Annotated in this window: 22 protein-coding genes and 1 riboswitch; of the genes, 17 read left to right on the forward strand and 5 right to left on the reverse strand. The window is 41.6% G+C overall.

Annotated elements, in window-relative coordinates:
- Nucleotides 1-119: 119 nt before the first annotated feature.
- A complete protein-coding gene (locus ACN6MY_RS06895; protein WP_419883301.1) occupies nt 120-1,388 on the forward strand; it encodes an MFS transporter in 1,269 nt (422 codons plus the stop codon).
- A 76-nt stretch (nt 1,389-1,464) separates the two neighbouring features.
- Here the strand turns inward: ACN6MY_RS06895 and ACN6MY_RS06900 are convergent, their stop codons facing one another.
- On the reverse strand, nt 1,465-2,568 hold the full coding sequence (locus tag ACN6MY_RS06900; protein WP_419883302.1) for a DUF2515 family protein: 1,104 nt from the start codon (nt 2,566-2,568) through the stop codon (nt 1,465-1,467).
- A gap of 200 nt (nt 2,569-2,768) precedes the next feature.
- A riboswitch (SAM riboswitch) is annotated at nt 2,769-2,875 on the forward strand.
- A 188-nt stretch (nt 2,876-3,063) separates the two neighbouring features.
- Here ACN6MY_RS06900 and ACN6MY_RS06905 point away from each other — a divergent pair.
- The 10 genes from ACN6MY_RS06905 to ACN6MY_RS06950 all read left to right on the forward strand — a co-directional run bounded on the left by ACN6MY_RS06905 (nt 3,064) and on the right by ACN6MY_RS06950 (nt 11,280).
- Nucleotides 3,064-3,783, forward strand: coding sequence for a phosphoadenylyl-sulfate reductase (locus ACN6MY_RS06905; protein WP_419883303.1), 720 nt, complete (start codon nt 3,064-3,066; stop codon nt 3,781-3,783).
- 47 nt (nt 3,784-3,830) lie between these two features.
- Nucleotides 3,831-4,979: a sulfate adenylyltransferase gene (gene sat, locus ACN6MY_RS06910; protein WP_419883304.1), complete on the forward strand. Its 1,149-nt coding sequence runs from the start codon at nt 3,831-3,833 to the stop codon at nt 4,977-4,979.
- 21 nt (nt 4,980-5,000) lie between these two features.
- Nucleotides 5,001-5,600 carry an adenylyl-sulfate kinase gene (cysC, locus tag ACN6MY_RS06915; RefSeq protein WP_419883305.1) on the forward strand — a complete coding sequence of 200 codons (600 nt, stop codon included), beginning with the start codon at nt 5,001-5,003 and terminating at the stop codon, nt 5,598-5,600.
- Between the two features lie 16 nt (nt 5,601-5,616).
- Nucleotides 5,617-7,236, forward strand: coding sequence for a nitrite/sulfite reductase (locus ACN6MY_RS06920; RefSeq protein WP_419883306.1), 1,620 nt, complete (start codon nt 5,617-5,619; stop codon nt 7,234-7,236).
- A gap of 18 nt (nt 7,237-7,254) precedes the next feature.
- Nucleotides 7,255-7,458, forward strand: coding sequence for a DUF3906 family protein (locus tag ACN6MY_RS06925; RefSeq protein WP_419883307.1), 204 nt, complete (start codon nt 7,255-7,257; stop codon nt 7,456-7,458).
- Between the two features lie 118 nt (nt 7,459-7,576).
- The gene (gene cobA / locus ACN6MY_RS06930; RefSeq protein ID WP_419883308.1) at nt 7,577-8,356 is read left to right on the forward strand and encodes a uroporphyrinogen-III C-methyltransferase; all 780 of its coding nucleotides are present in this window, start codon (nt 7,577-7,579) and stop codon (nt 8,354-8,356) included.
- On the forward strand, nt 8,357-9,118 hold the full coding sequence (locus ACN6MY_RS06935) for a sirohydrochlorin chelatase (protein WP_419883309.1): 762 nt from the start codon (nt 8,357-8,359) through the stop codon (nt 9,116-9,118).
- Nucleotides 9,099-9,704: an NAD(P)-dependent oxidoreductase gene (locus ACN6MY_RS06940; protein WP_419883310.1), complete on the forward strand. Its 606-nt coding sequence runs from the start codon at nt 9,099-9,101 to the stop codon at nt 9,702-9,704. Before ACN6MY_RS06935 ends, ACN6MY_RS06940 begins: the two co-directional genes overlap by 20 nt.
- A 53-nt stretch (nt 9,705-9,757) precedes the next feature.
- Nucleotides 9,758-10,648 carry a sulfite exporter TauE/SafE family protein gene (locus ACN6MY_RS06945; protein WP_419883311.1) on the forward strand — a complete coding sequence of 297 codons (891 nt, stop codon included), beginning with the start codon at nt 9,758-9,760 and terminating at the stop codon, nt 10,646-10,648.
- Nucleotides 10,649-10,791: 143 nt separating this feature from the next.
- Nucleotides 10,792-11,280, forward strand: a complete 489-nt coding sequence (locus ACN6MY_RS06950) for a GNAT family N-acetyltransferase (RefSeq protein WP_419883312.1) — start codon at nt 10,792-10,794, stop codon at nt 11,278-11,280.
- A gap of 56 nt (nt 11,281-11,336) precedes the next feature.
- On the opposite strand, the gene ACN6MY_RS06955 is transcribed toward ACN6MY_RS06950, so the two are convergent.
- Complete coding sequence (locus ACN6MY_RS06955; RefSeq protein WP_090987227.1) at nt 11,337-11,591, reverse strand: sigma-G-dependent sporulation-specific acid-soluble spore protein CsgA; 255 nt, start codon at nt 11,589-11,591, stop codon at nt 11,337-11,339.
- Between the two features lie 140 nt (nt 11,592-11,731).
- Between ACN6MY_RS06955 and dnaN the strand changes: the two genes are divergently transcribed.
- The 4 genes from dnaN to ACN6MY_RS06975 all read left to right on the forward strand — a co-directional run bounded on the left by dnaN (nt 11,732) and on the right by ACN6MY_RS06975 (nt 15,783).
- Nucleotides 11,732-12,856, forward strand: a complete 1,125-nt coding sequence (dnaN, locus tag ACN6MY_RS06960) for a DNA polymerase III subunit beta (RefSeq protein ID WP_419883313.1) — start codon at nt 11,732-11,734, stop codon at nt 12,854-12,856.
- 149 nt (nt 12,857-13,005) lie between these two features.
- Nucleotides 13,006-13,575: a GNAT family N-acetyltransferase gene (locus ACN6MY_RS06965; RefSeq protein ID WP_419883314.1), complete on the forward strand. Its 570-nt coding sequence runs from the start codon at nt 13,006-13,008 to the stop codon at nt 13,573-13,575.
- A 504-nt stretch (nt 13,576-14,079) separates the two neighbouring features.
- Nucleotides 14,080-14,829 carry an SDR family NAD(P)-dependent oxidoreductase gene (locus ACN6MY_RS06970; protein WP_419883315.1) on the forward strand — a complete coding sequence of 250 codons (750 nt, stop codon included), beginning with the start codon at nt 14,080-14,082 and terminating at the stop codon, nt 14,827-14,829.
- A 24-nt stretch (nt 14,830-14,853) separates the two neighbouring features.
- Nucleotides 14,854-15,783: an aminoglycoside phosphotransferase family protein gene (locus ACN6MY_RS06975; RefSeq protein WP_419883316.1), complete on the forward strand. Its 930-nt coding sequence runs from the start codon at nt 14,854-14,856 to the stop codon at nt 15,781-15,783.
- A gap of 10 nt (nt 15,784-15,793) precedes the next feature.
- Here the strand turns inward: ACN6MY_RS06975 and ACN6MY_RS06980 are convergent, their stop codons facing one another.
- Together ACN6MY_RS06980 and ACN6MY_RS06985 are read right to left on the reverse strand one after the other, a co-directional pair.
- On the reverse strand, nt 15,794-16,036 hold the full coding sequence (locus tag ACN6MY_RS06980; RefSeq protein ID WP_419883317.1) for a hypothetical protein: 243 nt from the start codon (nt 16,034-16,036) through the stop codon (nt 15,794-15,796).
- 191 nt (nt 16,037-16,227) lie between these two features.
- Nucleotides 16,228-17,013 (reverse strand): TIGR00266 family protein, encoded by a 786-nt coding sequence (locus ACN6MY_RS06985; protein WP_419883318.1) that lies wholly within the window; start codon nt 17,011-17,013, stop codon nt 16,228-16,230.
- A 224-nt stretch (nt 17,014-17,237) separates the two neighbouring features.
- Between ACN6MY_RS06985 and lepB the strand changes: the two genes are divergently transcribed.
- Nucleotides 17,238-17,798 carry a signal peptidase I gene (gene lepB / locus ACN6MY_RS06990; protein WP_419883319.1) on the forward strand — a complete coding sequence of 187 codons (561 nt, stop codon included), beginning with the start codon at nt 17,238-17,240 and terminating at the stop codon, nt 17,796-17,798.
- 75 nt (nt 17,799-17,873) lie between these two features.
- Complete coding sequence (locus ACN6MY_RS06995; RefSeq protein ID WP_419883320.1) at nt 17,874-18,338, forward strand: CBS domain-containing protein; 465 nt, start codon at nt 17,874-17,876, stop codon at nt 18,336-18,338.
- Nucleotides 18,339-18,477: 139 nt separating this feature from the next.
- On the opposite strand, the gene ACN6MY_RS07000 is transcribed toward ACN6MY_RS06995, so the two are convergent.
- Nucleotides 18,478-18,831 (reverse strand): hypothetical protein, encoded by a 354-nt coding sequence (locus tag ACN6MY_RS07000; protein ID WP_419883321.1) that lies wholly within the window; start codon nt 18,829-18,831, stop codon nt 18,478-18,480.
- Nucleotides 18,832-19,538: the final 707 nt, after the last annotated feature.

Genomic DNA, 19,538 nt, shown 5'->3' on the forward strand with positions numbered 1-19,538 from the left:
TGTATGAGGACATTCTTCTCAGACTCAGGGTGGAGAGAAAAACCAGCGGCAGGCTATATATTAAAATAAACCTTTTCTGTATAATTATGTTAATAAATTAAAGAAGAGGCAGGTTTAATATGAATAAAATGGCAAGTGTATTCCGCGAAAGAAATTTTACAAAGCTATTCTTTGCCGCCTTTACATCACAAATGGGCGGTACGATTGGCCTTACTGCGTTTATGTTTTATTTGCTTCACCGCTACTCCAATCAGCCGGTTTATGCGACGATAACGGAGCTGATGTTTTCTCTGCCTACACTGGCGGTTTTCTTCATGGTAGGTGTTGCAGCTGACCGTCTGGACCGCCAAAAGGTAGCGCTTTATTGCGACTGGATATGTGCAGGAATATCGCTGCTGTTTATTATTTCATTAATCATTCAATGGATACCGCTTACATTCGCACTGTTGTTCATAAGAAGTGCAGTCAGGAATTTTTTCTCTCCTGCAGAATCGGCCATTATTCAGGGGATATTAACACCTGAGGATTATACGACAGCAGCCGGGCTGAACCAGATGGTTTCAAGCTTGTTCATGCTGTTTGGCTCTGGTCTTGGAATTTTCTGCTATTGGCACTTTGGCATCCGCGGGGCCATCCTGATTGATGTGCTGGGCTTTATTATAAGCGGGTTTTTAATTAAGTCCTGTCGGTTAAGCAAGGAAGTGCGCCTTCCAAATGGATATCATTCGTTGAGGGATTTGAATTTTTCTTTTGTGCTGCGTGACTTTAAAGTCGGGATTTTATACATTCTTAAAAACAAGCTGCTGGTCAGTCTGATTTGCGGGTTCATCGTTTTTGGCATTATCAATGGAGCCTTTTCAGTTATGCAGGTATTCATATTAAAGTATAAATTGGAGCCTAATCATTATGAAGAGTATTCCATCGTTCTCGGAATTGTGTTTGGAGCAGGCGTGCTGGCTGGCAGTGTAATTGCTTCCATGCTTGCACAGAAGTTGAAGCTTTATAAAATGCTGGTGCTCGGTTTATTGCTGTCTGGGGCAGCAACAGCATGGGGGGCGTTAGTTCCTTCCACTATGCTATATTTAATCAGCTCTGGAGCGGTAGCCTTATCTCTTCCAATGATCAATGTAGCGATTGGTGGATGGATGCCAAGCATTGTTGATCCCAAGATGATGGGAAGGGTACAGGGCTGGGTCAATCCCCTGATGATGATGGCCCAATCGGTTACCCTGCTTTTAATTGCAGGCTTTTATCCTAAATATATTACAGTTGAATCGTTATTCTGGCTTGTCGGATCCTGCCTGTTCCTAGTTGGTATATTCTACAGCATCATCTTGCCAAGGTTCATAAAGAAAAATGCTCCACTACAAACCGGAGTCCATGCCTGAAAAACTTTGCGTTTCCTGATCAAGGAAACGGATTTTCTTTTGATGCAAAAAATGTTAAAAAGTGCAGTACGGGGCTTTATATAATGGCCTTTATTTCATTGATTAGCTGCAGCTGGCGGAGGTTATTTATCACGGTTTCTGTTATGTCCAGTTTTTTCATGGCAGGCAGCTCTATAAGGTCATCCATGCAGTCCTCATTTTTAAACCAGTCAAGCATAGGAATAATCGGGAGCGGTTCATCCGGCCATGCTTCCGTTAAGCTGGGGCTGTGAATTTTGCCTTGCTGCTTATTTTCCCCGAATATATAGGGCCAATAATCCGCTCTTGATCCTGTATGAGGGATTGACTTTGAAAAGTGATAAATTCCTTTGTGAATTTCAGGATACTGAAAGAGGATTGCGTACAGCTTCTTGCCTGTCATAATTCGATTGGACAAATCGGCAAAGCGTTTTACTGTGAGGCCGGTCAGGGAGCTTGGTGCCGTTTTTTTATAGGAAAATGGAAAAATGACTGTAGTGAAACCTAAAAATTCCTGGAGCTGAAAATCAATTCTCTGAAGAACTTCTCCATGGCTGGTACGCTTTAATATGCGATCTTCAAGCATCCTTTGTTCATTTATTATCATGGCAGCAGTGAGCAGGGGAGGATTTTTCTCTGCCGCGAACATTTCCCAGATTGGATGCATAAATCGGGAAATATGAAAGATGTTGAGAAGCTTCCTGAGCTTAAAGGGTTTTTCTTTATAGATTTCATATAACAGGAGCTGCGGATAGGCATCTGAAAAGATGGCTGCATTTGCATGCTCTAAAAAGCGGAAGAATATTTGCTGATCATCCTTGCCGAAAAGATGGTTCATGCTCTCCCCTTTTAAATCTGTCATATGATATCCGCCGTTTCTGGATACCAAATGGGCAAGCAGGGACCAATGGAGTTCCGGATTTCTTTCATAGCAATCAAGATAAGCGTTCGTTCGGGTCAGGTTATTCCGATTCGCTTGTTTGGTTTCTTCCCGTACCTTGCTTACAATTGCTGTTTCGTGAGGCAGGAGGCCTTTATCGATTTCTGCAGGAAAAGCCAATTCTTTTTTTATAAGAGTGTTTAACACAGTGAATGTCTGGGGGTTCAGCAGGTTTTTTGAGGCTTCATTTTTTTTCTGGGCTGAAGCCTTGATATAATTCAAAAGTGTCTTTATCGGAAAAATGTAAATTCCCCCTTAAAATTAACGCATGATGCAATATATGTGAAATGCAAAATGAAAGGTCCAAAATGGCGTCCTTCGGCATAGTAATATTTTTAAGAAAATAATTAATAATATCCAAGTAAATGAATGAGATAACTTATTGACATATCTTCCTGTTGTGTTATTATTTTTAATAATCAAACTTATCTAGAGAGACTGAGGGAATTGGCCCGATGATGTCCGGCAACCTGCATAGCATGCAAGGTGCCAATTCCAACAAAATGTGATGCATTTTGGGAGATAAGGTATATGTTTATATGACATTGCCTGTAAAAATCTTTCCAAAGCGAAAGATTTTTTTTTATAAAAAGTCTCTGTTATCACAAATGAATAAAAGACAGCTGACTAGACAACTAGAGGCGGTATTAGCGGGTTCTGTTAATGCTGCCTTTTTTTATTCAAAAATCAGGAATGAACAATAAAAGGAGGCTGTTTATGGGCAATAGCATATTGGTGTATCAGAATTTTGATGAACATGCCCCTGTTGATTTTCCAGCAGGCAGTGAAACGAAAGGAGCCCTTGAAGTTTTAGATTGGGCCTATAAAACCTATGCTGATGAATTGGTATATGCCTGCAGTTTCGGAATAGAAGGTATTGTTATGATCGATTTGATTTCAAAGATAACGGATAGGGCAAAAATTGTTTTCTTAGATACCGGCCTGCATTTCGAGGAAACGTATCAATTAATTGAAAGGGTAAGTGAAAGGTACCCGAATCTACAGATTGAAATGAAGAAGCCTGAACTGACGCTTGAAGAACAGGCAGAACAATATGGAGCTGAATTATGGAAAAGGGAGCCTGATAAATGCTGCGAACTCAGAAAAATCATTCCCCTGAATGAAGTCCTTTCTATGCCGCTTGCATGGATTTCAGGATTGAGGCGGGAACAATCCCCATCCAGAAGGAATACCCAGTTCTTTAATAAAGACAATAAGTTCAGATCTGTTAAAATATGCCCGCTCATTCATTGGACATGGAAGGATGTTTGGCGGTATGCCCATAAAAATGATCTGCAATATAACATTTTGCATGATAAAGGCTATCCAAGCATTGGCTGTGAAACGTGTACGGCCGCTGCTGTGAATGAAGATGATTTGAGGTCAGGGAGATGGTCGGCCACCGGGAAAACGGAGTGCGGACTCCATACTTCATAAAAGACATGGAAAATAGAATACATGAAAAAAATGGGAGGCCAAAAAACGTGACACTAAGCATACCGCATGGAGGAACACTAATCAATAAGTGGAATCCCCATTATGATACAGCACATATAAAAAAAGAAATAGAGCTTGATGCTATTTCATTAAGTGATCTTGAATTGATTGGAACAGGGGGCTTCAGCCCGATTGAGGGATTTTTGACACAAAAGGATTATGATTCCGTGGTTGAAAATATGCGTCTTTTGAACGGAGCGGTGTGGAGCATTCCTATTACTCTTCCCATTTCTAGGAAAACAGCACAAAGCCTGTCAAAAGGAGAAGAAGCAAGGCTGGTCCATGATGGCATCACGTACGGCACCATAATGGTCGCTGATATTTATGAACCTGATAAAAGCAAAGAAGCAAGAAGTGTCTATGGAACTGAGAGCAGCGAACACCCCGGGGTACAAAAGCTTTACAGCAGGGGGGACATTTATATCGGCGGAGAAATAAAGCTGACTAAAAGAGTCGAAAGGAAGGGTTTCAGGGATTTTTACAGAGATCCGGAAGAAACCAGGAAAATCTTTTCTGAAAAGGGCTGGAATACAATTGTAGGCTTCCAGACAAGAAATCCGGTCCACCGTGCCCATGAATATATTCAAAAAACGGCACTGGAAATTGTAGATGGATTGCTGCTTAATCCTCTGGTAGGGGAGACGAAGTCAGATGATATCCCTGCAGACATCAGGATGGAGAGCTATCAGGTGCTCCTTGAAAACTACTATCCAAAAGACAGAGTATTTCTGTCCGTTTTTCCGGCAGCCATGCGCTATGCAGGACCAAGAGAAGCAATATTTCATGCAATGGTCCGCAAAAATTATGGCTGCACGCATTTCATAGTTGGCCGCGATCATGCAGGTGTCGGCAATTATTACGGCACATATGATGCCCAGAAAATCTTTTCGAATTTTACAGAGCAAGAGCTGGGAATTACCCTCTTATTCTTTGAGCATAGCTTTTATTGCAGCAAGTGCAAAAACATGGCCTCTGCCAAAACCTGCCCGCATAACTCAGAGCATCATGTTATTTTATCAGGCACAAAAGTCCGGGAAATGCTCCGGAACGGGGAAATACCTCCGGCTGAATTTAGCCGCAGGGAAGTCATCGAAGTACTGATTAAAGGCATGAAAAAGGATGAAGTGCAGGTTTGATTAGAAAAGGGGGTTGCGGATTTGGAGACAGGTTCAAATATTACATGGCATGAGTTATCTTTATCAAAAGAATTCAGAAGAGTGCAAAATGCGCATCATAGCTTTGTCATTTGGTTCACTGGGCTTTCTGGCTCAGGCAAATCAACGATAGCAAATGAACTTGCAAATGTTTTATACAAAAATGGAATCAGCAATTATGTTCTCGACGGTGACAATATCCGCCATGGACTGAATAAGGATCTAGGGTTTACAGACAGTGACAGAAAGGAAAATATCCGGCGTATCGGAGAAGTTTCAAGACTTTTCGTCGACAGCGGCCAGGTCATTTTGACTGCTTTCATTTCTCCTTTCCAGGAGGACCGGGATACAGTCAGAAGCCTGCTTGAAGACAACGAATTTATCGAGGTATATGTCAGGTGCCCGATTGAAGAATGCGAAAGCCGCGATCCGAAAGGACTGTATCAAAAAGCTCGCGGCGGTCTGATCAAGGATTTTACGGGCATAGATTCTCCCTATGAGGAACCGCTGAATCCAGAAATCATTCTTGAAACAGACCGTTATTCCATTGAAGAATGCGTCAGCCAGCTACTGCACTATCTAACTAGCAGAAATTTTATTTAAGCAGGGGGAACGGGACATGGGCTACGAAAAAAATTGGCAGGATCATCCTAAACTAAATAAAACAGAAATCAAGAAGCTTGAAAAAGATGGCCTCAGGATTTTTGAAGATATTCCTTTTTATGCTGAAAACGGATTTGAATCAATTCCAAAGGAAGAATGGGATATGTTTAAGTGGGCAGGCCTTTATTTGCAGAGGCCTAAAGAGGATGGCTACTTTATGATGCGGGTCGTTATCCCATCAGGCATCCTGACTAACGAGCAGGCAGAAACGCTTGCCCAAATTGCCAGGGATTACGGACGCGGCGTATATGATATTACAACAAGGCAGGCCGTGCAGTTTCACTGGCTGACCATCGATCAAATACCCGATATTTTCAGCCGCCTTGAAAAGGCAGGCTTGACGACAGCGGGTGCATGCGGAGACATCACCAGGAATATTGTCGGAAGTCCGCTTGCCGGGATAGATGCTGAAGAATTATTTGACACAAGAGATTTGGTCAGTGAACTTTTCCATTATTTCAGCAAAAATGAAGAGTTTTCCAATTTGCCAAGAAAATTCAAAATATCTGTCAGCACGAATCTTTATAATGCATCCAATTCCGAAATCAACGATGTTTCCTTTGTGCCGGCGTATAAGGAAGTGAATGGTGCAAGAATCGAGGGCTTCCATGTGAAAGTTGGCGGGGGGCTATCAGCCGTTCCGAAGCTTGCGGAAACACTGGATATATTTATCACTCCAGATCAGACATTGAAGGTGGCCATTGCCGTCACAACCATTTTCAGGGACTACGGATACAGAGAAAAACGGCATCATTCACGCCTGAAATTTTTAGTTGCCGACTGGGGTCCGGAGAAATTCAAGGAAAAGCTGCTTGAGTATACAGGCCCTCTTCAGGAAAAAGGGGAAGATGCTTCAAAAGGGTGGAATGCCGGTTACTTTTATGGTGTCCACAAGCAAAAACAGGAGGGGCTGAACTACGCCGGAATCCATATTCCAGTAGGTCGGCTAACACCTGATGAGGTTTTGGAACTTGCCCGTATTTCAAGAAAATACGGCAACGGGGAAATCAGAAACTGCAACTCGCAGAATCTGATTATACCAAACATACCTGATGAAAGTGTAGAATCATTTTTAAAGGAAGCGATTTTTGAAAAATTCCCGGTGTCTCCGAAAAAAATACTAGGTTATGCTGTTTCTTGTACGGGAATCGAATATTGCAATCTGGCATTGGTAGAAACGAAGGAAAGAATGAGACGTGTGGCAGAAGCTCTGGATGAGGAGCTCCAACTCGATGTTCCTGTAAGGATTCATATGGTAGGCTGTCCAAATTCATGCGGCCAAAGGCAAATAGCTGAAATTGGCCTTCAGGGAATCAAAATGAAAAATAAAGATAAGGTTATGGTGGAAGCCTTTGAAATTTACGTTGGAGGCACTTTGCGTGAAGGCGGCAAGTTCAATGAAAAGCTGAAAGGCAAGGTTGCAGCGGAGCAGCTGGAGCATGTTTTAAAAGACCTTTTGGTGTTTTTCCATGAAACAAAGATTCCGGGGGAAACCTTCTTTGAGTATGTCGAAAGAACGGGAACTGGCAAGCTTCAGGAAAGGCTAGATACATACCTGGAGAGCGTGGCAGTCTAGAAACTGGCAGGTGGGAATATGAACTTATATCGTTTTGAGGTTACAGCAGATAAAGAAGTGATTCATGTCATCATTGCAGCTGAAAATGATGAAGCAGCATTTGAAATGGTTGACGCCGAATTGGAAAAACATTATTTAAGGCTTCCAGTTATTGATGATATTTCTCTTTATGAAAAGAAGAAGATCAGAAAAGGAGCGGGTTTTGTTTTATCGGGACAGTGATGCTCACCCGAAACTGGCAGCGGATAAACTGCTTCGTTAACTAGCTATCAACGGGGATGTGAAAAACACCCGCTTATGGAAGTGCATTTTATAGTTTTGCAGAGAAAGGGTGAGTGTTATGGGAAAGGTTTACCTGACTGGCGCGGGTCCCGGAGATCCAGATTTAATTACAGTGAAGGGCTTAAGGTCCATCCAGGAAGCGGATGTAATTTTGTATGATCGCCTGGTCAATGAGGAACTGCTGAAAAGTGCAAAGCCTGGAGCAGAATTGATATACTGCGGCAAGCTCCCTGATTTTCATTTGATGCAGCAGGAAACAATTAACCGGTTTCTTGTGAAGTATGCAAAAAAAGGGAATGTGGTCACACGGCTAAAAGGAGGAGATCCTTTTGTATTCGGGAGAGGCGGCGAAGAAGCGGAGGCTCTTGCCATGAACGGGATTCCATTTGAAATTATACCAGGCATCACTGCCGGAATTGCAGCTCCTGCCTATGCCGGGATTCCGGTTACCCACCGTGATTATGGCTCATCTTTCGCATTTATTACCGGCCATAAAAAAAATGGAGAAAAAGATACCCATAAATGGGAGGCACTCGCTAAGGGCATCGATACACTTGCTGTGTATATGGGAGTGAAAAATCTTCAATATATCCAGGAAAAGCTGCTGGAGCATGGGAAAAATCCGGAAACGCCTGTAGCCTTTATCCACTGGGGAACCTTTCAGGAACAAAGAACTGTAGTAACCACTCTTTGCGAAGCTTCAGAAACGGCGGCAAAAGAAAAGGTAGTTAACCCCTCTTTGATCATTATTGGTGAAGTCGTAAAAATGAGAAAGAAAATAAGCTGGTTTGAGCAGCTTACATTCAGCGAAAGCCTGCTTGTAAGCGAGGGATTTTAAATGGAAGCCATTCTTTACATCTGCCATGGAAGCAGGGTGGAAAAGGCCCGCTTGGAGGCAGTTTCATTTATTAATGAATGCATAAATCAGCATCCTGCATCGATACAGGAATATGGTTTTCTTGAGCTTGCAGAACCTTCTATTGAAGAGGCATTCGCAAATTGTGTCAAAAGGGGTGCGGAAAAAATTATTGTACTTCCTGTTTTGCTATTGGCCGCCATGCATGTGAAGGAGGATATTCCGAAAGAACTCAAAAGAATCCAGCAGCGTTTTCCTTTTATAGAGATTAAATATGGTGATCCTATTGGGGTTCATGATTATATGATAGATATTTTGAAAGAACGGATAGCAGAAACAGGGGAAACAGACATTGAAAATTCCATAGTTCTCCTGGTCGGACGGGGAAGCAGCGATCCCGGCGTTAAGAGGGATTTGTCCTCCATAGCAGATCGGCTGAAAATAAAAACCGGTTTTCCTGCAGTGGAAGTCTGCTTTTTAACAGCGGCTTCTCCAGGTCTGGAGGAAGGGCTTGAGATTGCAGGGAAAAGCAGGTACAAGAATGTCCTCATCATACCTTATCTTCTGTTCACTGGAATATTAATGAAGACCATCCGCAGGTCGATCAGCACCCTATCGCGAGATGCTGGCAAGCAGTTTATCCTTTGCAATTATCTCGGATATCACCCGAGGATTGGGGATATCCTGCAGCAGCGGGCAGCAGAGCTTTCGGAAGGAGCCTCACATGTTTCCAGTCATGCTTAATGTATCCGGCAAGGAATGTGTGATTATAGGCGGAGGAGAAATAGCTTATCGTAAAGCGCTGCCTCTTGTTTTAGATGGTGCGAAAGTAACAATAATCAGCCCGGAAATATGCGATGACATAAAAGAGCTTTTGAACGAGGGGAAAATAAAGGTGCTACTGAAGGAAGCAGAAATGGAAGATTATAATCATGCCTTCATGATTGTAGTTGCAACAAATTCCAAAAGCCTAAATGAAGAAATCCTTAGGAACACACAAAAAAATCAGCTAGCCGCGTCCGTAAGCGACCATGAACTTGGCAATTTCCATATCCCCGCTTCTATCCGCCGGGGGAGGCTTACAATTGGCATATCAACTAGCGGGGCAAGTCCTCATCTTGCTAAAAAAATAAAAAAAGACCTGCTGGACAGATTTGATGAATCATATATCGAATTTACGGATTTTCTTTGGAAAGCACGCAAGAAAATTAATCAAAGCGATTTGGGCCATAAGGAAAAATCGGCTATGCTCCGAAGAATAACAGATGAAGAATATAGACATTCCGAACTGAATAGGAAGGATTTTATGGAGCTCTTAATGAGAAAATGAGGGGAAGTTATCAAAGAAAAACCAATTATTAAGGTAGGAAAAGGAGGTATAATATGAAGAAACTACTGATTTTGGCGTTTATCGGATTACTTGCACAGTTAATAGACGGGTCGTTAGGGATGGCATATGGAGTAACTTCGTCTTCTCTGCTATTGGCATTTGGCATCACTCCTGCAGTCGCTTCAGCATCAGTTCATTTCTCAGAGGTTGTCACCACTGCAGCTTCAGGCATTTCACATATCCGATTTGGAAATGTAGACAAAAAAATGGTTTTTCGCCTTATCATTCCTGGATCGATTGGGGCATTTACTGGCGCCTGTTTCTTAAGCAGCCTGCCAGGAGATGCTGTAAAACCTTACGTTTCGACTTTTTTATTGATCCTAGGAGCCTATATCATCATACGTTTTCTGTTTCTGTTCAAGCCTTCAGAAGACAGGGAATTGCCTCCTTTGCCCTATAAGCAATCCATCCCCCTCGGTTTGATTGCCGGTTTTGCCGACGCAACAGGAGGAGGCGGCTGGGGGCCAATCTCCACGCCAATCCTTCTTTCCAAAAAAGGAATGACTGCCCGCAAAGTAATTGGAACTGTTGATACCAGTGAATTTGCTGTTTCTATTTCGGCAACATTGGGCTTTATTATTTCACTGGGCTGGAATCAGGTCAATTGGCTATGGGTTGGTGCTTTAATGCTTGGAGGCATTTTTGCTGCGCCGATTGCTGCCTGGCTGGTCAGAATTATTCCAGCACAGCTGATGGGAGTCTTCGTTGGAGGCTTCATCATAATTTTGAATGCAAGAACCCTTTTGAATACCTGGCTGCCGAACTATTCCAGCCATTATCCTTCCATTTATACTGGTTTTATCATTCTATGGGCGGCAGCTTTGATCATATCCATCAGAAAATTGATGACCTTTAATAAAAATAATGTCAGCAGCACGAATTAGAAAAACGAGTCCGAAACTGGGCTCTTTTTTTTATCCTCAAAAGAAAAAATGGAACTTTTTTACGAAAGTTGGCAGGATACAGGGTAGCAAGGCGCGAAAATAACAGATGAATTGCATCTTCAGAAGATTAAGGAGGCTCAACAATGAATCAATTAAATAATGTAATCGCACTTAGATTTTATAATGAAAGATATAGGAGTGAAATAGAAAGTTTTTATTTGGATGGGGAGCAGCACCAATTTACAGCATTGCCCGCAGAGGCCTTGCAAATATGCGAAACTGACCATGAAAGATACCCGGTTATGGTCATGGATGGCTGCACCCCAGCCGGATTTTTCGTGCTTCATGAAAAGGAAGGGGTCAAACAGTACAGTAAAAATCAGGATAGCATTTTGCTTCGGGCCTATTCAATTAACACACCGCATCAGGGCAAAGGAATAGCCAAAACGTCTATTAAGCTATTACCATCCTTTGTGAAGGAAAATTTCCCTGATAAAAATGAAATAGTACTGGCTGTAAATCACAGCAATCATGCTGCCCAGCATGTTTATAAAGCATGCGGTTTCGAAGATAGAGGAAATCGGGTGATGGGAAAAAAAGGGGAACAATTCATCATGCATATGGATCTGTAATCTTTAACAGGCTTAAAAAGGGAGGCTACGCCCCCCTTGGCCAGCTGTTTAATCCTTCAGAGAATTAAGAGCTCGTACACTTCATTCAGCTGTCCTGCTCTTTCGCTGTCTCCCTCTTGTTCGGAATAATCAATTGCTTCTTTAAGTACCTTATTCAAATAATCTCCTTCTGAACTTGATAAATCCCTGACGAATGCTTCTTCATCCTTATAGTTGTTTTTCACAAGTTTATGGTAAAGAATCTTTCCTGCATGGTCACTGTCTGTATGGCCGGACAAAATTTCTCTTAGATATCCTAGGGTTTGATCCATTGATACTCCTCCTTCTGCTTCATGTTATTGTGTTTAATTAATGCAAATACATACATGACTTTTTTAGCAGACTTTCCTGTTTTATAATTTACTGAAATTTCGATATGTTAAAATAAATACAAAAACACCTGGAGGGAAAAATGGAGTTTACCATCAGACAGGAAGTAATGCTAAAAGCCATCGCCGATGTGGGCAAGGCGGTTTCCGCTTCTTCTGTTCATCCTATAATAACCGGCATAAAGATATCTGCTGGACAGAAAGGCCTTACTCTCATAAGCAGCGATTTTGATATTTTCATCTCAAGATTTATCAATCAGACAATCGAGGCGCTGGAGATAGTGGAAATAGGAGAAATCATTGTGCCATTCAAACATTTTTCTGAGCTGTTCAAGAGATTGCCCAATGGTAATGTTTGGATCAAAAGTGATGGATTATCAATTGTTTTAAAAGCAGGTGAAATAGAAGTGAAATGGAAGGGAATGAATGCTGGCGACTTTCCGGAGTTGCCGGAGATGGACCCGGATTATTCTGTATCCTTGGAAGAAAAAGTGCTTGCGCGGCTTTTTAAACAAACAAAGTTTGCTGTAGCCAATCAAATTAGAAACCCTGTTCTGGCAGGAGTGAACCTGATATTTAAAGATGGTTTTCTATATTGTGCAGCTACCAATTCCCACAGATTGGCACTGAAGAAAATTAAAATAAATGAACAGCAAATTGAAGGCTCATATATTATCCCAGGAACCAGTGTACATGAACTGTTAAAGCTGCTGGGGCGTGAAGACAGGATGATCATCATCCATATTTCACAGCAGTATATCAGGTTTGAAGCAGGCGGGCTCATGGTGTATACAAGACTTATTTCAGGGAGATTCCCGGATGTGCATCAGCTGGTTCCAGATCATCCTGAAACAGAAATTGCACTGAATGCGAAGCTGCTCCTGAGGGGTATCGAGAGGTCTTATTTCCTGTCTTCAGATTCGCATAACCATAATGTTAAGCTGGAAGTTCAGGGACCATCGAGTTTGATGCTATCCGCAGCCGGTCCGCAGCTGGGAGAAATCATCGAAAAACAGCCATTGCTTGGCAGCAGCGGGATATGCAGGCTGAAAATAACAATGGATGGAAAGTACCTGCTTGATGCATTAAAAGAAATTGAAGAAGAAAATGTGAAGTTCTGTTTTTACGGAAATCTGAAACCGATAGTCATCCGCCCTCTGGAAAATGATACATACTTACATGTTATCTCTCAAGTCCGCGATTATTGAGCATACACATTTTTAATGCCTGGAGGTGTGCAGGCTGCAGCTTTGGACTGTTCAAAAAAGGTGAACGATATTTTAAGCAGAAAAGGTACAATGCAAATTAGGCAAAGGTGGATGGGGCACATTGTCCATATGAGAGGAAGGAATATAAAATGTTTAAAGAGCTAAAAACCGAACGGCTTGTGCTTAGAGAAATAAAGGAAAGTGATGCAAATGATTTGTTTGCCAGCTTTTCAAGAGACGATGTTACAAAATTTTATGGGCAGGACAGCATGAGGGAAATAGAACAAGCTAGAAAACTCATTGAATTTTTTGCGGAAAGCAGGAGAAATAAACGGGGAATACGCTGGGGCATCCAGCGGAAGGGTCAGAATGGACTTATAGGCTCCATAGGATTTAACAATATGGCCCTGTCGCATAAAAGAGCAGAAATCGGTTATGAAATCCACCCTGATTTCTGGAGGATGGGTTTTGCTTCAGAAGCAATAGAAGCTGTCCTTTCGTATGGTTTCTTCCATATGGAGTTAAATAGAATTGGGGCGATTGTTTACATAGAAAATGATGCCTCCAACAGGCTATTACAGAAGCTTGGTTTTGAAAAGGAAGGTGTATTGAAGGAATATATGCATCAAAACAACCGTTTTTATGATGTTACTATGTATGGTTTATTGAAAGATCAATTTGAGGAAATCGGGAAGGTTCAGCATGAGAGAAACGCTTAGTTAGATTATGAGCATTTTAAATTGCTTCAGGATCGGTGATTACGTTAATTGTTTTTCCATTCTTTCTTAATTTGTTTTGATCCTATTTCGGGTCATCAGGCCAAAAAGTGCCAGCGGGAAATTCACTTGGCGGAAGTGCTGTATTTCCTGTACCTGAGTCTTTGCCTCAAAGTTAACCCTTAGGATATGGGGAGGAACACGGATATAGCAGGGATGCTTGGACAAAAGAAGGATAATAACACAAAAAGCTGTTTTCTTAAAATGGAAATATCTTTTTGTTTGGCAGCAGTGATTTATGTTTATTTTAACCTCAAAGTAATAGGGAGGAAGCCGGAAACAAACAAGCTTAACAGAGCGTTTGTTCGAATAGCTTAGAGTATAGGGCAGCGGGTGAAGGAGATTATTAAACATGATTATGGGGGATAAAGAAAGTAATCCATAGATAGGCAGCAAGTAAATTTTGCATGCTGCCTAAATCAAGATTAAAAGAAGGAAGGGACTTTCATGGATTATAAAAATAAGACCGTTATTGTTACCGGAGCTGCCAGCGGTATTGGCCGCGGAATTGCCATAGCTTATGGGGATAAGGGAGCAAATGTTGTCATTGCTGATGTAGAAGAAGCAAGGGGTGAGGAAACAGCTGAAGAAATCCGCCAAAATGGCGGGGAAGCCAGATTCATTAAAACAGATGTGCGTAAAGAAAGTGAACTGGCCAGCATGATGGAGGAAGTGAAAAAAGCTTATCAATCCATCGATATTTTAATCAATAATGCCGGAAAAGCTACGTTTAAATCTCTTTATGAACTATCCATAGAAGAGTGGGATGATGTTATAAATACTAACCTGCGGAGTGTATTTTTGGCATCACGCGAGGCATCCAAATATTTTAGGGAAAATGAGCATGGCGGATCTATTGTAAATTTGGCCTCCACCCGTGCTATTATGTCGGAGCCGGATTCAGAAGCATATGCAGCAACAAAAGGAGGAATAGTGGCTTTGACGCATGCTCTTGCTGCATCACTCGGCGAATTCAAGATTACTGTGAATGCCATTTCCCCGGGATGGATAGAGACAGGAGATTATTCAAGGCTCCGCGACAAAGACCATGAACAGCATTTTTCCGGGCGTGTTGGAAAGCCGGATGATATAGCACGGGCCTGCTTGTATCTGACAGCTCATGAAAATAACTTTGTTACAGGAATTAACATGGTGATAGATGGAGGGATGACAAGGAAAATGATTTACGAGGAGTGAAAAGGGAAAGGATGCTGGCGGGAAATGGATTTGCCTAAAACCTTTTTGGATAATGTGATTTCCTCTCATGGTGAAAAGGGGCGAAAGTGGCTGGATGACCTTGATGGCTTATTGCAGGAATGTGAACGGCGCTGGTCCCTGAAAACGACCGGGATTTTTGATTTATCATATAACTATGTGGCATCTGCCGTATTTAAGAACGGAAAGGAAGCAGTTGTAAAGCTGGCCGTGCCGGGAGGTGAGTTTGCCAGTGAGCTGCATGCTCTTCAATACCTGAGGGGTCCTTATATAGCTGAGCTGAAGGATTATGACGAAGACAGGGGCATACTCATTATGGAAAAAATCTCACCCGGCGCCCCCTTAGCAGCCATTTGTATGGATGATGATCAAAAGACTGAAATTGCATCTGCTCTTCTTAAACACCTTTGGAAAGCTGTTCAGCCAGTGCGGAAAGTATATTCTGTGAGGGACAGAGAAAAGGAATTGATAATGGAGAGCAAGAAGCATAGTGATGGTTTTGGGGAGATTTCCGCAGAAACTATTAAGGAAGCTTTAAAGGTTTTTGCTTATATGAATACAACGGCGGGAGAATTATATTTTCTTCATGGAGATTTACATCATGGGAATATATTGAAGAGAGAAAACGGAAGCTGGGCGGCAATAGATCCAAAAGGACTTGCTGGAGAAAGGGAATATGATACCATTCAATTTCTGATCAATGAACTGCCATCAGTCAATGCTGAATTCATAATCAGGAAAAGGGTGGATATATTTGTAGAAAAACTGAACTTGAACAGGGAAAGAATCTTATTATGGGGATTTTGCCATGCTGTGCTGGCTTCCTGCTGGTCTATAGACAGTTCGGGAATACCGGAAGATGGATTTGTACGCAGTGCAAGGGTTTTTCAGAATCTGATAAGAGAAAATGGCATTTGCTTTGAAAATACCATTTAAAAGTCGCCGCCTAATCCATCTTTTTGGATTTCCGGTTTTTATAACCCTCATCAAAGCCCAATTCCTGATTAAGCAAAAGTTCCATATCCCTTAATTCTGCTTCATTTACAGCCGGATCGGGATAGGACCATTGGACATTATAAACAAAGTAGTAATTTCTGATTCTCCGGAATATCACTGGAGAATTAGGATAGATGTCAAAGCTTGTCTTAATCGTATTCCGCCTGAGGTATGACCATTTAAGCAGCTTCAATCTTACTCCTCCCATTAGGCAATATATACACATATACCCTTTGGAACATGGACAGAAACAAGAGGACAGCATCCTGAAACTGAGCTCTCCTCTTGTTTTTCTGACGGGCACTTGTGTTTATTATTGGATCAGGCACCCGGATTTTTGACCATAATTCACAGCAGAATTGAAGGCAAGGTGCGCCAACATTTTCAATCTCCATCAAAAAGGTTGAATAATCCTTTAGCAATGCTTCCTTCATCTTTTGTGCCGCCATTATGCGGCATAGCTGCAAATACACGGCTTGCGAGCCTGCTGAATGGAAGAGATTGAATCCAGACAGCGCCTGGACCTTGCATTGTAGCTAAAAACAATCCTTCTCCGCCAAATAATGCTGTTTTAACACCTTTCACCATTTCAATGCTATAGCTGACATCTGATGTCATGGCAACAAGGCAGCCGGTATCGACCCGAAGTGTTTCGCCTTCCTGCAATTCTTTTCTCTGAATGGTTCCGCCGGCATGGACGAACGCCATTCCATCTCCCTCAAGCTTTTGCATAATAAAGCCTTCACCGCCAAAGAAACCTGTTCCCAGCTTTTTCTGAAATTCGATTCCTACAGAAACCCCCTTGGCAGCAGCTAAAAAGGCATCCTTCTGGCAAATGATCTTTCCGCCTAATTCGCTCAAATCCATTGGGATAATCTTCCCTGGATAAGGCGAAGCAAATGAAACGTGTTTTTTCTCTGTTCCCTCATTGGTAAAGGCAGTCATAAAAAGGCTTTCTCCAGTCAGCATTCTTTTGCCTGCACTGAAAAGCTTGCCCATTAGTCCGGTTGTTCCAGCTCCGTCGCCAAAGATGGTTTCCATGGCTATGCGGTCATCCATCATCATAAAGCTCCCAGCCTCAGCTACCACTGTTTCTTCAGGATCTAATTCCACTTCAACAAATTGCATATCGTCTCCATAGATTCTGTAATCAATTTTGTGATTATTCAAATAAAAACCTCCATTCCATTAGTTGAGTTATTTCTTTATTGTATGATAAAAACAATCATTCTTCTATTACAATTCCATTATACTAGCAAATGTAAACCTGACGCCTGTTTGGAATGCCTCCCTTTTTTTGATAAAAGTCTTAAATTAATGGAATACTATCTGTCAATCTTAAAGAATATGGTAAAATGAATATCAGCAAGTTTTTCAAATATCTGTAAAGGAAGATGAGTTTTTTGAAAAAAAGTCCTGTTTTTGACGAAGTGCTATCCTGGATTAAATCGGCGCTGATCGCTCTTATTATTGTAGTTATTTGCCGCACGTATATTTTTACACCAACATTGGTAAAGGGAGAATCCATGATGCCCAATCTGCAGGATGGAAACTGTCTGATCATCAGTAAAATCGGTGAGCCTAAGCGATTTGATGAAGTTGTGTTTCATGCAACAGACTCAAAGGACGATTATATTAAAAGGGTAATCGGCCTGCCTGGAGACACTGTGGAGATGAAAAACGATACGTTATATGTTAACGGAATTGTCTATAAAGAACCATATCTTAATCTGGGAAAGAAAAAACTTCCTTTTAAAGAGAAATATACAGGCGATTTTACTCTTAAAGAAATAACAGGACGGACAAAGGTTCCAAAGGATTCGCTTTTTGTGCTTGGGGATAATCGGCCAATCAGCAATGATAGCCGGATCTTCGGCTTTATTCCCCAAAAGTCTGTAATTGGGAAGGTGAAATTGCAGGTGTGGCCGTTAAGCGAAATAGGAATCCCGAAATAATATCCTTGTACTTGAGCTCCTGCAGGGAAAAAGGTAGAGGTAAGGAGTATAATAGATATAGAAGGGGTGATTAGTATGCTAGTAAATGAAATTATGATTAAAAATGTGTTTACTGCACATCCTGAACAAACCATTAAAGAGTTGTTAACCATCATGATTGAAAATAAAATCGGGGGAGTTCCTGTAATAGATGAAAACGGGAAACTTCTTGGAATGATCAGTGATGGAGATATCCTAAGGTATATCTCCCCAAGGAAGCAGACCATCCATGATTACTTCCTGCACATCACCGTCATTCCTGATGTAACCTTGAGCACGGCTGTAAAAAACAGCTTGCAGCAGCCTGTCTCCCGGCTTTTGAAAAATAGAAAAATTGTCACACTCTCCCAGGAGGATGACCTGAGCAAAGCGGTATCCCTGATATCAAAGCACCATTTCAAGAAGATACCTGTCGTTGACACCGAAAACAGGGTGGTCGGGGTCGTAAGCCGGGGAGATGCCATACGTATGATTTATAAAGATATTATTGAAAAAATATAGTTGATGGCCAAGACAGCTTATTCAGTGTCTTGGCTATTTTTTCGTTTTACTGTCGTGCCGAAGAGATATAACATTAAGTTCTGTTTTAAAAAAACCAAAAACAGAATTTAATACCGCAGCAGAGCAGGAATTATCATAGTTATGGGGCAGCCGAATGGGAAACTTGCAAAGTTTCCGAAAGAAAGACAATCTCTCCAAAGCAGTGTTTAAGCTGTTCCCACTTTTCTGGATAAAGTTCAGTAAATCGTTCAATGACAGAGAAAGAGTAGATGACGAGAATATCCAGGCTGTTTATGCCAGACTTTTGGAGATCATAAAGCAGTGCATGTGGAATGGTGTAGTAGCCATAAACCTGGTAAGGATTCAGTTTGATTTCGTTGATATGATATTCCTTGAGATAAGCAGCAGTAAGTATTTTTTGTACTTCGAAAAATTCTTCTTTAGTTGCTGTGCTGTGAGAGCAGTTTGGGTTAATGAGTGAAAGGCCCTGCATAGTTCACCTGGTTTCCATTTTTAACTTCATCTTCGGCAAAAATTATTCGATATATACCAGCTTAGTTTCATAGTGGAATGAATCGCTGAATGCATCATAAATTAGATTGTGCAAGTTCAGCTTTACATGCACAGTTAAGAGTTCTGGTGTTTCAAATAATTTGAATAGTGTAAAAATGTAATTGACAATAACTTCTAATTGGGGTAACCTTACAAATATCTTGAAATTTAAAAGGGAGGCGAACGTTATGATTTTAGCAGATGTGAAAGATAACATTCTACAGTCCAAACATCAAATTCATACCGCAGCCTTGCAGCATTCAGCCTGAGTAAAATCAGGGGAAGCTTAATTACCGCTTGAGTTACAAGCGCAGGCTGCATTTTAATGCAGCATGCGCTTTATATATGGGTTCATCTCAGTTAATGAGGTGGAAAACATAAAAAGCCTCCGCATGTTTGCGGAGGCTTTTTATGTTTTGGTGAAGCTCCATGCTCAATGGAGAGGAAAGTGAGCTCCTGACATGGAAACCCGCAGAACCTTATGTGAATAAAAGCTGTTCAAGATGCAGCAACTTCAGGGAATTCGGATGCATCATCATCCTTTCCAAATAATCAAAAGCAATGGAGGAATGAACATGAAAAAGTTAAACACTGATAAGATGTTTCTGAATTTTACAGATCCAGAGAGCGGCTAGTGATAATGAAATG

It is taken from the genome of Peribacillus sp. B-H-3 (assembly GCF_048572925.1).
In the GTDB taxonomy this organism is placed as follows: domain Bacteria; phylum Bacillota; class Bacilli; order Bacillales; family DSM-1321; genus Peribacillus.

Bases quoted from the DNA above. Each gene is read 5' to 3' on its own strand.
- ACN6MY_RS07000 (WP_419883321.1), bottom strand. From the start codon at position 18,831: ATGCAGGGCCTTTCACTCATTAACCCAAACTGCTCTCACAGCACAGCA.
- ACN6MY_RS06995 (WP_419883320.1), top strand. From the start codon at position 17,874: ATGCTAGTAAATGAAATTATGATTAAAAATGTGTTTACTGCACATCCT.
- ACN6MY_RS06935 (WP_419883309.1), top strand. From the start codon at position 8,357: ATGGAAGCCATTCTTTACATCTGCCATGGAAGCAGGGTGGAAAAGGCC.
- ACN6MY_RS06970 (WP_419883315.1), top strand. From the start codon at position 14,080: ATGGATTATAAAAATAAGACCGTTATTGTTACCGGAGCTGCCAGCGGT.
- ACN6MY_RS06955 (WP_090987227.1), bottom strand. From the start codon at position 11,591: ATGGATCAAACCCTAGGATATCTAAGAGAAATTTTGTCCGGCCATACA.
- cobA (WP_419883308.1), top strand. From the start codon at position 7,577: ATGGGAAAGGTTTACCTGACTGGCGCGGGTCCCGGAGATCCAGATTTA.
- ACN6MY_RS06895 (WP_419883301.1), top strand. From the start codon at position 120: ATGAATAAAATGGCAAGTGTATTCCGCGAAAGAAATTTTACAAAGCTA.
- ACN6MY_RS06940 (WP_419883310.1), top strand. From the start codon at position 9,099: ATGTTTCCAGTCATGCTTAATGTATCCGGCAAGGAATGTGTGATTATA.
- ACN6MY_RS06965 (WP_419883314.1), top strand. From the start codon at position 13,006: ATGTTTAAAGAGCTAAAAACCGAACGGCTTGTGCTTAGAGAAATAAAG.
- ACN6MY_RS06945 (WP_419883311.1), top strand. From the start codon at position 9,758: ATGAAGAAACTACTGATTTTGGCGTTTATCGGATTACTTGCACAGTTA.
- ACN6MY_RS06975 (WP_419883316.1), top strand. From the start codon at position 14,854: ATGGATTTGCCTAAAACCTTTTTGGATAATGTGATTTCCTCTCATGGT.
- ACN6MY_RS06925 (WP_419883307.1), top strand. From the start codon at position 7,255: ATGAACTTATATCGTTTTGAGGTTACAGCAGATAAAGAAGTGATTCAT.
- lepB (WP_419883319.1), top strand. From the start codon at position 17,238: ATGAGTTTTTTGAAAAAAAGTCCTGTTTTTGACGAAGTGCTATCCTGG.
- ACN6MY_RS06920 (WP_419883306.1), top strand. From the start codon at position 5,617: ATGGGCTACGAAAAAAATTGGCAGGATCATCCTAAACTAAATAAAACA.
- ACN6MY_RS06905 (WP_419883303.1), top strand. From the start codon at position 3,064: ATGGGCAATAGCATATTGGTGTATCAGAATTTTGATGAACATGCCCCT.
- ACN6MY_RS06950 (WP_419883312.1), top strand. From the start codon at position 10,792: ATGAATCAATTAAATAATGTAATCGCACTTAGATTTTATAATGAAAGA.
- dnaN (WP_419883313.1), top strand. From the start codon at position 11,732: ATGGAGTTTACCATCAGACAGGAAGTAATGCTAAAAGCCATCGCCGAT.